This is a genomic window from Anaerolineales bacterium (genome assembly GCA_030583885.1).
GTDB lineage: Bacteria > Chloroflexota > Anaerolineae > Anaerolineales > Villigracilaceae > Villigracilis.
This window is the reverse complement of record CP129480.1, coordinates 4,149,349-4,165,397: the sequence shown is the minus strand read 5'-3', so window position 1 is coordinate 4,165,397 and position 16,049 is coordinate 4,149,349. Positions and strand designations below refer to the sequence as shown.

Sequence of the window (16,049 nt, the reverse complement as noted above, 5' to 3'; positions counted from 1 at the left end):
CGCAATGACATAGTTTCCAAAGAGGAACTTTGAATCGAAACCTGTTTTTCATTGCAATTGCCCTTCTGCTGTGGGGGTTCGGCGAAGGGATGTTCTTTAATTTCGTGCCGATTCGTTTGGAGAACGAATTCCTGCTCGATAAACAGCAGATCGGATTCGCGTTGGGCGTGTTCGGATTTTTCATGGCGGTCACGCACATCCCCGGCGGATATTTCGCGGATAGGATTGGCAGACGCCCGTTGCTGGTCGCCGCGTGGATGGTCGGCACCACCGCCACGCTGACAATGGGACTTGCCAACTCCCTGCCGCTCTATCTGGCGGGATTATTTTTGTACGGCGTGACGGCGTTCGTCGCTTCGCCCCTCGGGAGTTATGTCACTGCCGCCCGTGGAAAATGGTCGGTCGGGACGGCGCTTTCGCTCACGACCGCAACCTTCAGCCTCGGCATGGCGCTCGGACCCGTCACCGGCGGCTGGATTGCCGAGCAATACGGCATGGATGTCAGTTACCTCATCGCGTTCGGCATCTTTGTGTTCTCCACCTTGTGCATCCTGTTCATCCGACCTCAGCCGATTGACAGGCACGATCCCGAAACGCCGCCCGCCCGCCTTCGGACGAATAAACGTTTTGTCGGTTTTGTGATGATCTACGCCATTGCGGTCTTTGCCATGTACCTTGCCCAGCCGCTCACCCCGAATTTCTTGAAAGGTGTGCGCGAACTTTCCTTCAGTGAAACGGGTTGGGTGTTTTCAGCAGGCGCGTTGGGAAATTCCCTGCTGGCACTGGTGATCAGCCGCTTCAATCCGCGCAACGGATTTTTGTACGCGCAGGCTCTGGTTGCCTTGTTCGCTGTGTTAATGTGGCAGGGAACAGGCTTGCCGATGTTCATGCTCGGCTTCTTTTTGATGGGCGGTTTCCGCGCCGCGCGCCCGATGGCGATGGCACAGGCGCGCGACCTTGTCCACGACTCGCAGATGGGCATCACTTATGGCACAATGGAGACGGTCAGCGCGATTATTTTCATCATCGCCCCGCCGATTGCGGGCTTTATCTTTGAGCGCGACCCGTTTGTCGTCTATCCAATTGCCATTGGATTGATTGCGGTTTCGATTGTTATCGGTTATTTATTTTCACCACGTAAATCGTCAATCGAAAATCTGAAATCGTAAATCGAGGAAGCCATGCTCGAAATCATCTCCTTCACCCTTGGTCCCGCACAGACCAACGCCTATTTTGTGGCGGACCCGGAAACAAAAGAAGCCGTCGTGATTGACCCGTCCTGGGATGGGCACCTCATTCTGGCGGAGGCGCAAAAACGCGGCTGGCGCATCGGTCACCTGTGGTACACGCACGCGCACTTCGATCACATCGGCGGCGCGGCGGCCATTGCGGACGCGCTCAATCCATTGCCGCATGTGGCACTTCATCCCGATGACCACGTCCTCTGGCGGGCGGGCGGCGGCGGTGCGTCATTTGGGTTGGATATCGATCCCGGTCCCGAACCGACCATTGACTTCGTTCACGGCATGAAGATGAACCTTGGCTCGAACGAATTTGAAGTCCGTTTTACGCCGGGGCATACAAAGGGTCACTGTGTGTTGTATGTGCCAAAGGAAAACATCTGTTTTTGCGGCGATATAATTTTTAACGGCAGTGTCGGGCGCACCGACCTGCCTGGTGGTGATTGGGATACACTGGAGCACAGCATCCGCACGCAGATATACACCCTGCCCGATGAAACAAGATTGCTTTCGGGGCACGGTCCTGAAACGACGGTGGGTCATGAGAAAAAATTCAATCCTTTCGTGAGCGAATAAATGAAACGTGCGGTCAGTGTCAGCCTCGGCAGTTCCAAACGCAATAAAAGCGTGACGGTCAACCTCAACGGCGTCGAAATTCTCGTCGAGCGCATCGGCACGGACGGAGACATCGAAAAGGCCCGCCGGATGTACTTGGATTTGGACGGGAAGGTGGATGCCTTCGGCGTGGGCGGTGTGGACTTATATCTCCGCCTCGATGACAGGGAATATCCGCTTCATGCCGCGCTCAAGCTCGTCTCTGGCGTCCGGCAGACCCCACTGTGTGACGGCCGCGGACTTAAGCACACCCTCGAGCGGCGCGTCTTTGAACTGGCAAAGCCCCAGCTTGGAGATGTCCGCTTTAAGCAGGCGTTCATCCCAGTCGCGGCGGATCGGATCGGTTTGGCGGAAGCAGTTGCGGAGGTCAGCGAAAGAAGCGTGTTCGGGGATCTGATGGTCGCTCTCGGTGTGCCTGTTCCCATTTATGGAATTCGTGCGTTCAAGCGGGTTGCAAGAGTCATGCTGCCGATTGTCAGCCACTTCCCAATGGGCATGATCTTCTACGGCAGTGACGGTGCGGAACATAAGCCCAAGTATACAAAATATTTTGAGGAGTCCGATCTGATTGCGGGCGATTTTCTATTCATGCGCAAATACATGCCGAGGGATCTATCCGCCAAGACGATTGTCACCAATACAACCACGGAGGATAACATCGCCCTGTTGAAAGAACGCGGCGTGAAACGGGTCATCACCACCACGCCGCGCTTTGACGGACGCTCGTTCGGCACGAACATGAATGAAGCCATGCTCACCGCCCATGCAGGCAGGGGACGCAGGTTGAGCGATGCCGAATTGAATGCGTTGATCGATGAACTGGGGATAAGACCGGCGGCGATCGATTTTTGAAGTGTCAATTGGAATCAAAAACGGGATGAACAAGTTCATCCCGTTTTTGTTTACTTCACAACCTGGTCGAGATACTTCAATCCCGAGCCCGTGTTGAAAATAACGATGCGTTCGTCTGGTTTTACCCATTTTTGTCTAACGAGTTCCTCCAGCGCGGCGAGGCAGGCGGCCCCTTCCGGCGCCGCGAAGATGCCTTCCATGGCGGCCAGTTTTTTCTGGGCATGGATGAGCGCTTCGTCGCTGACGGCAATTGCGGTCCCGTTGCTTTCACGGATGTTGGCGAGGATGATGCGGTCGGCGAAGCTTTTCGGCACCCGCAAGCCGGATGCCACGGTCTGCGCGCCCGGCCAAAAGTCACAGAAGGAGGCGCCTGCATGAAATGCCCTGGGAATCGGAGCGCATCCATCCGCCTGCACGGAAACCATGCGTGGACGTTTTGTGTCCGCCAGCCAGCCGAGGGCTTCCATTTCAGCAAATGCTTTCCACATGCCGACCAGGCCGGTACCGCCGCCAGTGGGGTAGAGGATCACGTCGGGCAGTGTCCAATTGAAAGCTTCGGCAAGTTCGTAGCCCATGATCTTTTTGCCTTCGGCGCGGTACGGTTCCTTGAAGGTGGAGACATCGAACCAGCCCTCTTCACGCGCTTTGACACCAGCCATGCCGGCCGCATCGCTGATCAGCCCTTCCACGAGGATCACCTCCGCGCCTGCGATGCGGCTTTCCTGAATGTTCGCGGTGGGCGTGTCATTCGGCATGTAGATCAACGCCCGCAAACCGGCGCGTGCCGCATACGCCGCCATGGCTCCGCCTGCGTTACCTGCGGTGGGGATGATCACTTTTTTTACACCGAGTTCCTTTGCTCTGGAAATTGCGGCGCAAAGTCCGCGCGCCTTGAAGGAGCCGGTGGGATTGCTGCTTTCATCCTTGACCAAAAGGTTTGCAAGCCCAAGTTCCTTCCCGACGCGGGGGATGCTTAATAATGGAGTGTCGCCTTCCCCGAGGGACACGATATTTTCAGGGTTTTGCACGGGAAGCATTTCGTGCCAGCGCCACATTCCTTTCGGGCGCGCATGGATCCCGTCGCGGTCCACTTCCCTGCGGACGGCGTTCAGGTCATAGTTCGAGATCAGTGTGGCCTGGCAGTCCGGGCAAAAGGTATGCACTTCGTTAATGAAAAAATGCTTTCCGCAATTCGAACAGGTCAAGTCGACGAGATAGGATGTTTTCATGATGATTTCCTTCTAAAAAGAAAATCCCCGCAGGCGTTCTTGTCTGCGGGGATTGACATGCTACTTCGCGTATTCCGTTGATCTTGTTTCGCGGATGACCGTCACACGGATCTGACCGGGATATTGCATGGTCTCTTCGATCTTCTTGGCAATATCGCGCGCCAGCCGTGCGGAGGCGAGGTCGTCGATTGCATCCGGCTTGACGAGGATGCGCACTTCGCGTCCCGCCTGGATGGCGAAGGCTTGCTGCACGCCCTCGAAGGACATGGACATTTCCTCCAGCGAGCGGATGCGCTTGATGTACGCTTCCAAATCTTCGCGGCGTGCGCCCGGGCGCGCGCCGGAGATCGCATCCGCCGCTTCAGCGATGACCGCTTCAACGGTTTCCTGGTCCACTTCATGGTGGTGTGAAGCGATGGCATTCACGACAATGGGATTCACACCATAGCGTTTGCAATATTCCGCGCCCAGGCCCGCGTGTGTCCCGTCCTGGTTGTGGTCCATGGCCTTGCCGATATCATGCAGGAAGCCGCCCTGCTTCGAAAGTTCCACGTTTGCACCGAGTTCCGCCGCAAGGATACCGGCAAGTTTGGAGACTTCCACGGCGTGGGCAAGCTGGTTCTGTCCATACGAGGTGCGGAATTTCAGGCGTCCCATCATGCGCAGTACTTCGGGGTGCAGGCCGGTGACGTTGGCGTCGAAGGCGGCTTGTTCGCCGGCTTCGTTGATGATCTTCTCCACGGCTTTGGTTTCGTCCTCCACGATCTTTTCGATGTGGGCGGGATGAATGCGTCCGTCCAGAATTAATTTGGCGAGGGCGCGGCGCCCGATCTCGCGACGGACCGAGTCGAAGCAGGAGACGGTGACGGAATCAGGCGTATCGTCCACGATCACATCCACCCCGGCGGCCTGTTCAAAGGCTTTGATATTGCGCCCGTTGCGCCCGACAATGCGTCCCTTCATTTCCTCGCTGGGCAGGGTGACCACGGCGCGGGTGACTTCCGCCACATGTTCCGATGCCACACGCTGGATCGCATCGGCAATTAACTTGCGGGCGCGCTTCTCGCCTTCCTCCCGCGCTTCCGCCTCGATCTGGCGGATGATGCGTGCCATGTCGCCACGGGCCTCTTTTTCCACAGCGGCAAACAGGTCTTTGCGTGCATCGTCCTGTGTCATTTGCGCGATCTGCTCGAGTTTCTTGACCTGTTCCTCGTGCAGTTTTTCGATCTCGTTAAAGCGTTTATCAACCTGGGACTGACGCTTGTTCAATGTCTGTTCGCGTTGTTCCATTTTGTCAAAGCGGCTGTCAAGTTCAACACGGCGCTTGTCCAAACGGTCGGTTTCGCGGTTCAGTTCGATGCGCCGTTCCTTGATCTCCGCCTCGGCGGCCTGGATGATCTTGGTCGCGTTGTCGCGCGCACCGCTTTCGATCATGCGCGCCTGCGTATTTGCGGCTTTTAGAATATCGTCAGCCTTTTCCTGTTTTCCCTTGGCAGCGCGGTCGGCTTGATAACGGTGAAAAAAATATCCGATCAAAACGCCGACGATAAGAGCAAGGATATCTATGGATAGATTTACCGGGTTCATATTGGTTCCTCATCTTCAAAATGTTTTTCTTCCGCGTGCGCCTCGTTCCAGACCTGGGTGACGACCGGCGCAATGACGGAATATGGAAAGCCGCGCCTTGCGAGATACTCGGACAGTTTTTTGCGGAACTCGCCCCATTCCTGACCTTTGAGTCTGCCTGCTCGTTTCCGGGCAGATTCATAGGCGAGGGCATCTTCGTCCACATTCGAAACTGCGGCTTGCACAGTCTCATCGTCGAGCCCTTTTTGACGGAGTTCCATCGTCAATGCACGGCGGCTGCGCGGGCGAAAGGTGCTGCGATTTTCCACCCAGACGCGGGCAAATTGATTGTCATTGGCAAGCCCGCTCTCGCGAAGTTTTTCAAGCGTCTGCCCGATCACATCCTCGGGGATCTCGTGCTTGAGCAGGTTTTGCCGTATTTCCTTTTCTGAACGGGCGCGGTAGCTTAAAAACAGCATGGCCTGCTGGTATGCCCGTTCACGTGCGTCGTCGGCTTGCAGGCTGGCGATCTTCTCATCGCTGAGCATATCGCCGGGCTTCAGCCATGCGGCTGTGATGCGCGCCAGCCCGAAGGCGAACTCCCCATCGAGGTGAATGTTCACCCGATTGCGGTTCTTTTGCGGTTGCATGGCGGTTATCTTTTTCATGTTAAATACACACAGCCGAGACTTCCGTCTAAACGGCCTCGGCTGTGAAAATGTCTGGGTTGGTTGACCAGTTCCGTGTCGCGCAGGAGGCGGGTTGGGGTAGGTCAAAATAGCGCGACGGGTATTATGTCACGTTCGGCACTTTGATGTCAGGTGAAGCCGGATGTTTTCTCAAATTGTTTCCTAAATGAGACTTCACAAAATAACTCCCAAAGTTGGGGGAGGATCGTGCGCGAATTTTCCAGTCAGTTTCAAGCAAAGCCCGCAGGAGCGGCGGAAGTTTTCAATGTTTCCGCAATTATACATGGAATTTTAAGATTTGTTAACATTTGGTTGTATTCCAGAAATGGTGCGGGGTGCGGGTCTGGCGCGGCGGTTATCGAAACTTAATGGCCCCTAAGAATCTGAAGCTTGTGTAAAACAAACTTTATTTTTGAGTATAATCTTAATGTTTCTTAATAAATCAGGCAGAATTTGATTAAGTACGAAGGATGGAATGGAGATATCATGACTGAACACCAACCTGAAGAAGGAGGGGGAGTTGGGAATATCCGGCGGCTTGTTGCGTTTTTTGGTATTTTTCTGCTGCTGGCGAGCCAATTTCTAACTTTTTCAAAGCCAGCTGATGAGAGCGGGGCATTGCCTCCTTATACCTGGCTGGCGCTCATCGGGGTGGTCATTTTGATGTTGAGCCAGGTGATCAGGCCCACACCGTTGTTACAGAGATTATCAGTTCACTTCTATTTTCAAGAGCGGGCCTTTTGGATTTTTACGGCAGTGCTTTTATCGGGTTTGGCTGCGGCGGCAATGGCGTTTTTCATGGTGTATACCCGTGTCAACTATATTCCCATCGTCACCATTTGGCTGTTGAGTGCCGCGTGCTACTTATATGCGTTCTTGAATTCAAATACGGCGATGAATTCCAAAACCAGCCTGGCCTGGTTGAAGGCCAATCGAGCGGAGGTTCTTTCCGTTGTGGCGGTGATGCTCCTTGCGGCTGCAGTCCGTTTTTACAGGCTGGGCGAGATCCCCCGCGTTCTGGATGGTGATGAGGGGAATGTCGGACTTTTCGCGCAAATGACAAGCCACGGGATGCTGAGCAACCCGTTTGCCTTGTGGGAAAATTTTGGCGCCCTGTATCTGCAGCTCATCAATTTAGCCATGAAGCTTTTTGGGGTCAATCCTTTTGGCTTAAGGTTGCTGCCGGCGCTTGGCGGAGTACTGGCTGTCCCGGCTGTTTACCTGCTTGCCCGTTGGATCGGGGGGCGCAGGATCGCCTTGATCACAGCGGTCATCCTGGCGTTTTCACATTCCCACATCCATTTCAGCCGCATTGCGTCCGTTGCCTATATTCAGGACGCCTGGCTGGCGCCCCTGGAATTGTATTTGTTTATCAGCGGCCTTCAGAAGCGCGAATCATGGCGAACCGCACTGGGCGGAATTATTTTGGCAGGGCATTTTTCCGTATATCTGACTTCGCAGGTGATTTTGGGCCTTGTGATCATTTACATGCTGATCGCTTATCTGTTTTACCGGCCATGGTTCAAGCCTCGCATTACCCAGGCAATGGTTTTCCTGGGTGGTTTTCTTATCGTCATTTTGCCATCCGCCATGTACGCCATCAGGCATCCCGAGGAATTTCTGCATAGACTTAATCTAAGCGGGACTTTCCAATCTGGATACCTGGCGGGCATCATGGATACAACAGGGCAAAGTGCTGCTCAAATTCTGCTTGGACGCGTCACCCATGCTTTTCTGTCCCTGATCTATTATCCGGCGCTTGATTTTTATGGTTCACAGGCGCCGATGATGAGCATGATCTCAAGCACCATGTTCCTGGCAGGCCTGGGAATCTCCTTGTGGCGGCTTCGCGATCCGGCCTACCTGCTTTTGAACGGCTACTTTTGGGGTGCCACAGTTTCAATCGGTGTATTTGCAACGCCTCCATCGGCGGATTCCTACCGCATGTTGATGGCGCTGCCCGCCGCAGTCATCATGGCATCCCTGGGGTTGGATCAAATCCTCGACCTGATGGGCCTGGGCTGGAAGAACATGCGTACTGCCTATGCGTTTTCTGTAACCGCCGTCCTCGCAAGCCTGCTTGCGTTTAATTTATGGACCTATTACGCCGAGTTTGCGGGTCAATGTCGTTTTGCAGAAAACCTTGTCGGCCGCTTTGCGTCCTATCTTGGCAGGGAGGTCGCAAGTGTTGATAACGAACAGCGTGTGTATCTGCTGAGCGACGCTGAATATTTCCATGGCAGTCATCCATCGGCGTTTTTCCTGAGCCGCAGCAGGCCTGTCATCAATTTCCCCGAACCGCTGGATGCGTTTAATCCTGTTTCCGGCGAAACCGTTATCGCCCCGCCGAGTCGAATTCCCGACCTTGAAAACTGGGCGGACGCACATCCCGGCGGCCAGCTTCACTATGCATATGATTGTGATACGACCATCCTGTTGTCGTATCGCGTGCCATAATGAGGCCGCTTGGATCCGCGTGAGTATGAAATCATGTATCATGTCGAGGACCGCCATTGGTGGTACCGGGGCATGGCATCCATCACGCGGGCGCTCCTGGATCGCCGGGTATCCCTTCCTCCAAACCCCAAAATTTTGGATGCTGGCTGTGGAACAGGCGCGGCAATGACGACCTATCTGGCGGAGCATGGACAGGTAAGCGGTGTGGATTTGTATCCACAGGCGCTGGAATTTTGTCGTAAACGAAATGCCCGCCGCCTCGCCCGCGCTTCCGTTCTGGACCTGCCGTTTGCCTCCGCTTCATTTGACCTTGTCACCAGCTTTGACGTTCTATACGAGCGGGCTGTTCCCAGCGACATTACTGCCCTGCGCGAATTTTTCCGCATTTTACTCCCCGGCGGATTTGTTCTTCTGCGTTTGCCGGCCTATGACTGGTTGCGCGGCCAGCACGATACACTCGTCCATACCCACCGCCGCTACACAAAAAAACGTGTCAAGGAATTGCTTGAACAAGGCGGTTTTTCCGTGCTGCATCTGTCCTATGCCAATGCGCTGCTCTTTCCTCTGGCTGTGATAAAAAGACTCGGCGAACGGATGTTTCCGGCAAAGGAGGCGCAGTCCGACCTCGCATTGGATGTGGGAATATTCAATGACCTGCTGGTGCGCATTCTTGCATGTGAAGCGCCTTTCGTGGCACACGCCGGATTGCCCTACGGGCTGAGCGTGTTCGCAATCGGCAGAAAATGACTGGTGTAATGGCGAAAGAAAAGGATCAAAAACATATTTCCAGTATCAGTGCCGTTTTCCCGGCCTATAATGACGGGGGCACAATTGCCAGCATGGTTAGCGCGGCATCGATCGCCGCGCGCAAGGTTACAGATGAGTACGAGATCATCGTCGTCAATGACGGGAGTACTGATTACACCGGCTGTGTGCTGGAGGAACTGACCGTGCGTTATCCGGAATTGCGTGTGGTTCAGCATCCATCCAACCAGGGATACGGCGCGGCCTTGCGCACGGGGTTTTCCGCCGCAACAAAGGACTGGGTCTTTTACACCGACGGCGATTCCCAATACAATCCCCTGGAACTGGCTGGATTGGTTAATGCGCTTGAAGATGGTGTGGATGTCGTCAATGGATACAAGCTGACCCGCAATGACTCGTTTATGCGCGCCCTGGTCGGGCGCGCATATCATTATTTTGTACGGTTTCTGTTCGGTATCCGCATTCGCGATGTGGATTGCGATTTTCGCCTGATCCCAAGGCGGATTCTCGGCGAGATCCAATTGAAGAGCGCCAGCGGCGCGATCTGCCTCGAACTGGTCAAGAAAGTGGAGGATGCCGGTTATGTCTTTGCCGAGGTGCCGGTCACTCACTATTCCCGAAAATATGGCGTGTCGCAATTCTTTGTACCCTGGCGCATCGCCCGCACTTTGGTTCAGCTTGCAGAGCTTTACTGGGCACTTGTGATCAAAAAGGAACATCTGCGTAAGCATCATGGATATTGAGTCTGTATTTTCCCGTCAAAACGTGCTGATCAGCGGTGGGCTGGGGTTTATTGGAAGCAACCTTGCGCACAAACTGGTTGAGCTGGGAGCCGTTGTAACCATTGTTGACAACCTTGACCCTGACTCGGGCGCCAATCCTTTCAATGTTGAAAACATAAAGGAGCGTATTCACATTGTTCAGGCGGATATTGGTGATGAAACCCAAGTGAAGCGCGCGGTACAGGGACAGGGGTTTTTATTCAACCTGGCAGGCCAGGTAAGTCACATGGGAAGTATGCAGGATCCGTTCAAGGATTTGAATGTGAATGGCTTTGGGCAGTTACGGCTTTTGGAAGTGTGCAGGCAAATTAACCCTGAAATTAATATTGTCTTTGCGGGCACGCGCCAGGTCTATGGGCGCGCACAATACCTGCCGGTTGACGAGAGCCATTTATTAACCCCGCTTGATAACAACGGCGTCAGCAAGCGTACGGGCGAAATGTATCACATTGTCTATAACCGCGTGCATGGCATGTCAACCTGTGTCCTGCGGATGACGAATGTCTATGGCCCGCGCATGAGGATCAAGGATGATCTCCTGACGTTTATCGGCTCATGGTTCCGCCGGCTTTTGGAGGGCGAAGAGATACAGGTATTCGGCGACGGCAGCCAGATACGCGACCTTAATTACGTGGATGATGTCGTGAACGCCCTGCTCCAGTGCGCTGTCAATCCATCCACGCGTGGAAAAATCTACAACTTGGGCGGTTCACCGATCACTCTGCTTGAGCTTGTCCGCCGCATGGTCCAGATGCATGGCAGCGGGAACTATACACTTATTCCATATCCCGGAAACCGCAAGCGGATTGACATTGGGGATTATCACGGCGATTACAGTCTTATTCAAAATGATGTGGGTTGGAAACCGCAGGTTCCGCTCAATGACGGCATTACAAGGGTGTTGGAGTACTACCGCGCGAACAAGGAACATTATTTATGATCCCTGTCATCGACTTGAAACAACAATATCAATGCATTCGCCCGGAGTTGGATGATGTCTTCGCGCGCATATTTGACCAGGGCTCATTTATTTTGGGGGAGGAAGTCGCGGCATTTGAAACCGAATTTGCCGAATATTGCGGCGTTTCCCGCGCACTGGGGGTTGCCTCTGGAACCGAAGCCTTGCAGCTGGCTTTATTGGCCTGCGGGGTCGGGGCAAATGATGAGGTGATTGCTCCAGCTCATACCGCCGTGGCAACCGTCGCCGCCATAGAAGCGACTGGCGCCCGCCCCGTCCTGGTGGATATAGAACTCTCACGCTTCGGTCTTGACCCTGAGCGGGTTGCCCAAACCCTGACAGCGCGCACGCGCGCGATCATTCCTGTCCATCTTTACGGCTGTCCGGCAGACCTTGAGCCCATTCTGCAGTTGGCGCGCCTCAAAGGCCTGTTTGTTGTGGAAGATTGTTCCCAGGCGCACGGCGCGTTGTACCGTGGACGCAAGGTTGGCTCATGGGGTGATATCGCTGCCTTCAGTTTTTATCCGACCAAGAACCTCGGTGCGTATGGGGACGGCGGGGCGGTGGTTACGGACAATCGGACTTTATATGAAAGGGTCAGGCTCTTGCGGCAGTATGGTTGGAAGGAACGCTACGTCAGCTCGGTCAGGGGGATGAACAGCCGCCTGGATGAATTGCAGGCGGGTATATTACGGGTAAAACTGAGGCATGTAGAGGCGTGGAACAAGCGCCGTCGGGTACTTGCGGCGATTTACTTTGACCGGTTGTCGAATACGGAATTGGTTTTGCCCGTTCCGCCTGTGGATTCGGAGCACGTCTTTCACCAATTTGTCATTCGTCATCCTCGCAGGGATGTATTGAGGAGCGATCTTAAAACACGTGAGATTCACACATTAATTCACTATCCGCTTCCTATTCATCTCCAACCCGCCTATGCCGATCTGGGATATCCCATTGGGAGTTTTCCAAATACAGAACTTGCCTCGCGTGAGGTTTTATCCCTGCCAATGTATCCAGAATTAACGGAAGAACAGGTACACCTGGTTTCCCAGGCAGTTTCCGATTGTATTTCCGAAACAGCATAAAACTCAAATAATAAAACAGCACACAACTTTTGGCCCGCTTGGGGTATGAATATATGGGTTTCCACAGTTATCATCCAAAATTGTGACAAAAGGAACTATTCCATTCGGTCGAGTCGTGCGATAATAAAAAAATGACAGGGTTTGAATAAAATCGAGGCTGTCATCTAATCAATGGAGGCACTATGGCTAAGATCACTCGTGAAGATGCGCTTGAATATCATCGTCTGAAAGGCAAACCCGGCAAGATCTCGATCATGCCGACCAAGCCAATGGACACCCAGCGGGATTTGAGTTTGGCATATTCGCCCGGCGTGGCGGAACCTGTGCTGGAGATCGAAAAAAACCCCGATGACGCCTACGAGTATACGTCCAAGGGAAATTTGGTGGCGGTGGTTTCCAACGGCACGGCAATTTTGGGATTGGGCGACCGCGGCGCGCTGGCAAGCAAACCCGTCATGGAAGGCAAAGGCGTGCTGTTCAAGAAGTTTGCGGATATCGATGTTTTTGACATCGAACTGGATTCCCATGACCCGGATGAGATCATTAAGGTGGTCGCGGCCATCTCGCCCACGTTTGGTGGGATCAATCTCGAAGACATTAAAGCCCCTGAATGTTTTTACATCGAAGAAGAACTAAAGAAGATGCTTAACATTCCCGTCTTCCACGATGATCAGCATGGCACGGCGATCATCTCCTCGGCCGGGCTGGCGAATGCGCTGGAGATCGTCGGCAAGAGGCATGAGGAGATCCGCCTGGTGATTTCAGGTGCGGGCGCTTCGGCGATTTCGTGCGCGGAACTGGCGATCAAGTGGGGCGTGAAGCGTGAGAATATTATGCTGTGCGACAGCAGGGGTGTGGTGTACAAAGGCCGCAAGGAAGGCATGAACAAGTACAAGGAACGCTTCCTGGTAGAGACCGAGGCACGAACCCTGACTGATGCATTGCGCGGCGCGGACGTGTTCTACGGCTTGTCTGTGGCGAATGTGATGACACCGCAGATGGTCAAGTCCATGGCGAAGGACCCGATCATCTTTGCAATGGCGAACCCGGACCCGGAGATTAAGCCCGAACTTGCGAGGGAGGCGCGCAAGGACGTCATCATTGCGACCGGGCGTTCGGATTATGCGAATCAGGTCAATAACGTATTGGGTTTCCCGTTCATATTCCGCGGCGCGCTGGATGTGCGCGCGAAGCAGATCAATGAAGAGATGAAGTTCGCCGCATCCAAGGCGCTGGCAGCGTTGGCAAAGGAGGACGTACCAGATTCCGTCATCCGTGCGTATGGTGGCGAGAGCATCAAGTTTGGACGTGAGTACATCATTCCCAAGCCTCTGGACCCGCGTGTGCTGTTGTGGGAAGCGCCCGCCGTCGCTGAAATGGGGATGAAAACGGGCATGGCGCGCAAGACGATTGACATTGACGAGTACAAGGAACAACTGGCGTACCGTCAGGGCAAGGGCGAGCGGATTCGCTACTTTTTCCAGAACAAGGCGCGTTCGTCGGGCGGCAGGAAGCGCCTGGTCTTTGCCGAGGGCGAGGAGCAGAAGATCATCCGCGCGGCGTATCAAATCCAGGAGGAAGGGATTGCCACTCCCGTGTTGATCGGGCGCGAGAGTGTCGTTACGGAACAACTCAAAACACTCGGGCTGGAGTACAAGCCCGAGGTTATTGATCCCGGCAAGTTCAAGAAACTGGCAGCGTATTCAAAATCCTTCTATGAATTGCGCCAGCGCAAGGGTGTCATGGCGGGCGATGCGCATAAGAAGGTGCTCGACCCGAATGTGCTTGGTCCCATGATGGTGAAGATGGGCGATGCGGATGCGTTTATTTCGGGCCTGACCCATGATTATCCCGAAGTGATCCGTCCCGCATTGCAGATCCACCACACAGCCCCCGGCGCAGCACGCGCGGCGGGCGTGTACATCATGATCGTGGACGACAAGGTGTTCCTCTTCACGGATGCGACTGTCAATATCGATCCAACCAGCGAAGACCTGGCGGAGATCGCCTGCCTCGCGGCGGATTATGCGCTGAAACTGGAAATTGAGCCGCATGTGGCATTCCTTTCGTTCTCCAACTTCGGTTCCACGCCTCATCCCCTCTCGGACAAGGTTCGCAAGGCGGTGGCATTGGTCAAGGAGCGCTGCCCGGACCTGCCCGTAGACGGAGAAATGCAGGCGGATACGGCAGTTATGCCTGAGATCATTGACGAGCGTTATCCGTTCAGTGCGGTGAAGGATGCGAATGTTCTGGTCTTCCCTTCGCTTGAATCTGCGAATATCGCGTATAAACTGCTTTCACGTCTTGGCAATGCGAAGGCAATTGGACCGATCCTGCTTGGCATGGGAGCGCCTGTACATGTCCTGCAAACGGGTGATGATGTGAACGCCATCGTGCAAATTGCGTCTGTGGCTGTGATGGATGCGATGGGACGTGGCGAGAAGGCAGTGGAAAAGAAGGGGAGGAGGAAGTAGGGTGGTTTGGTAGGTTGGCAGGCAGGTGGTGACGACCCTGGGTTTTGGCTCAGGGTCGTTTTTTGTTAAAGTGTATAATTCCTGCTTGATTTCATCCAAAGGATACTGCTTGTGAACAACCTCGAAGCCACTGCCCGAAAAATTACAGGTATTTTGTTTGCGCAACAATCCCTTGCCTCGGCGGGATTTATTGCCGCGGCGACGCTCAACTCCATTGTTGGCAAGGAACTCAGCCAGAACGCAAGCTGGGCGGGTGTGCCGACGGCAGTGTATTTGCTGGCAGGTGCGTTCTCGGCATTGATGTGGGGATACGTTTTTGACGCAATCGGACGGCGTGGCGGCCTGGTAACCGGTCTAGGCATGGGCATGACCGGCTCTGGCGTGACGTTTTATGCGATTGCGATTCACTCCTTCCCGCTGTTTCTGGCAGGCATGGTGTTGATGGGGATTGCAAACGCGGCAGTGCAGTTGGGTCGCTTTGCGGCGGCGGAGGTCAACAAGCCCGAGCATCGGGGACGCGCAATCTCAAACGTGGTCATCGGCGGGACGGTTGGCTCGGTGATCGGTCCGTTCGTGGCGGGACCTGCAGGCGCACTTATCGGTCCGTGGGGCATTGACGAACTGGCCGGCGCATATCTGGTCAGCTTGTTTTTGTTTGCGATTGCGGCAGTGGTTGTGTTTATCGGTCTGCGCCCCGATCCGCGTGAGATCGGCAAGCAGGTGGCGGAGCAATTCCCTCAAACTGTGACAGGCACTGGCAGGGTACGAAACGTGCTTGCGATTCTTCGTCAGCCCGCTGCGCTGGTTGCCGTCACCAGCATGGTATTGGGGCAGATGGTGATGGTGCTGGTCATGGTGATTACGTCATTGCACATGCGTGGACATAACCATGGCCTGCCCGATATTTCGCTGGTAATTTCCTCGCATACGTTTGGCATGTATGCATTTTCGATCATTTCCGGCCGGCTTGCAGATCGTTGGGGACGCGCGGTTGTGATTCTGATCGGTTCTGCAACGCTCGTGGTTTCATGCATTGCAGCCACGATCTCGCCCGATGTCCTGCCCTTGAGCGTTGCCTTGTTTTTGCTTGGGCTGGGTTGGAATTTTTGTTTTGTAGGTGGTTCCACCTTGCTTGCCGATCAACTCTCACCGCTGGAACGCTCACGCACGCAAGGCTTCAATGACCTGCTTGTTGGGCTTGCCTCCGCGTTTGGCAGCCTGGAAAGCGGGTTTATATTTGCCGCACTCGGGTATAACATGATGGCATATCTCAGTGCAGGTGTTGCGCTGGTCCCGCTGGTGGTGGTGGCGGTATGGATGAGCAGAAAATAGAAGG

13 protein-coding genes are annotated in these 16,049 nt (G+C 54.5%); 10 read left to right on the top strand and 3 right to left on the bottom strand.

Annotated elements, in window-relative coordinates; genetic code table 11:
- Window positions 1–29 precede the first annotated feature (29 nt).
- The 3 genes from QY332_20910 to QY332_20900 are packed head-to-tail and all read left to right on the top strand — an operon-like array spanning window position 30 to window position 2,708.
- Window positions 30–1,169, top strand: a complete 1,140-nt coding sequence (locus QY332_20910; GenBank protein ID WKZ36073.1) for an MFS transporter — start codon at window positions 30–32, stop codon at window positions 1,167–1,169.
- A 12-nt stretch (window positions 1,170–1,181) separates the two neighbouring features.
- Complete coding sequence (locus tag QY332_20905; protein WKZ36072.1) at window positions 1,182–1,817, top strand: MBL fold metallo-hydrolase; 636 nt, start codon at window positions 1,182–1,184, stop codon at window positions 1,815–1,817.
- Window positions 1,818–2,708, top strand: a complete 891-nt coding sequence (locus tag QY332_20900) for a hypothetical protein (protein ID WKZ36071.1) — start codon at window positions 1,818–1,820, stop codon at window positions 2,706–2,708. It abuts the gene before it with no gap.
- Between the two features lie 50 nt (window positions 2,709–2,758).
- On the opposite strand, the gene QY332_20895 is transcribed toward QY332_20900, so the two are convergent.
- From QY332_20895 to QY332_20885, 3 genes are read right to left on the bottom strand one after another with little or no spacing between them, the layout of a single operon-like run.
- Window positions 2,759–3,937 (bottom strand): threonine synthase, encoded by a 1,179-nt coding sequence (locus QY332_20895; protein WKZ36070.1) that lies wholly within the window; start codon window positions 3,935–3,937, stop codon window positions 2,759–2,761.
- Window positions 3,938–3,997: 60 nt separating this feature from the next.
- Window positions 3,998–5,524 carry a ribonuclease Y gene (gene rny, locus QY332_20890; GenBank protein ID WKZ36069.1) on the bottom strand — a complete coding sequence of 509 codons (1,527 nt, stop codon included), beginning with the start codon at window positions 5,522–5,524 and terminating at the stop codon, window positions 3,998–4,000.
- Window positions 5,521–6,171 carry a RecX family transcriptional regulator gene (locus QY332_20885; GenBank protein WKZ36068.1) on the bottom strand — a complete coding sequence of 217 codons (651 nt, stop codon included), beginning with the start codon at window positions 6,169–6,171 and terminating at the stop codon, window positions 5,521–5,523. Before QY332_20885 ends, rny begins: the two co-directional genes overlap by 4 nt.
- Before the next feature lie 507 nt (window positions 6,172–6,678).
- On the opposite strand from QY332_20885, the gene QY332_20880 reads away from it, so the two are divergent.
- The 7 genes from QY332_20880 (at window position 6,679) to QY332_20850 (ending at window position 16,045) form a co-directional block, all read left to right on the top strand.
- Complete coding sequence (locus QY332_20880; GenBank protein ID WKZ36067.1) at window positions 6,679–8,649, top strand: glycosyltransferase family 39 protein; 1,971 nt, start codon at window positions 6,679–6,681, stop codon at window positions 8,647–8,649.
- A gap of 33 nt (window positions 8,650–8,682) precedes the next feature.
- A complete protein-coding gene (locus QY332_20875) occupies window positions 8,683–9,396 on the top strand; it encodes a class I SAM-dependent methyltransferase (protein ID WKZ36066.1) in 714 nt (237 codons plus the stop codon).
- Window positions 9,397–9,404: 8 nt separating this feature from the next.
- Window positions 9,405–10,157, top strand: a complete 753-nt coding sequence (locus QY332_20870; protein ID WKZ36065.1) for a glycosyltransferase family 2 protein — start codon at window positions 9,405–9,407, stop codon at window positions 10,155–10,157.
- On the top strand, window positions 10,147–11,136 hold the full coding sequence (locus QY332_20865) for an NAD-dependent epimerase/dehydratase family protein (protein WKZ36064.1): 990 nt from the start codon (window positions 10,147–10,149) through the stop codon (window positions 11,134–11,136). Before QY332_20870 ends, QY332_20865 begins: the two co-directional genes overlap by 11 nt.
- Window positions 11,133–12,239, top strand: coding sequence for a DegT/DnrJ/EryC1/StrS family aminotransferase (locus QY332_20860; GenBank protein ID WKZ36063.1), 1,107 nt, complete (start codon window positions 11,133–11,135; stop codon window positions 12,237–12,239). Before QY332_20865 ends, QY332_20860 begins: the two co-directional genes overlap by 4 nt.
- A gap of 182 nt (window positions 12,240–12,421) precedes the next feature.
- On the top strand, window positions 12,422–14,713 hold the full coding sequence (locus tag QY332_20855) for an NADP-dependent malic enzyme (protein WKZ36062.1): 2,292 nt from the start codon (window positions 12,422–12,424) through the stop codon (window positions 14,711–14,713).
- Window positions 14,714–14,824: 111 nt separating this feature from the next.
- Window positions 14,825–16,045, top strand: coding sequence for an MFS transporter (locus QY332_20850; GenBank protein ID WKZ36061.1), 1,221 nt, complete (start codon window positions 14,825–14,827; stop codon window positions 16,043–16,045).
- The last annotated feature ends 4 nt before the right edge of the window (window positions 16,046–16,049 follow it).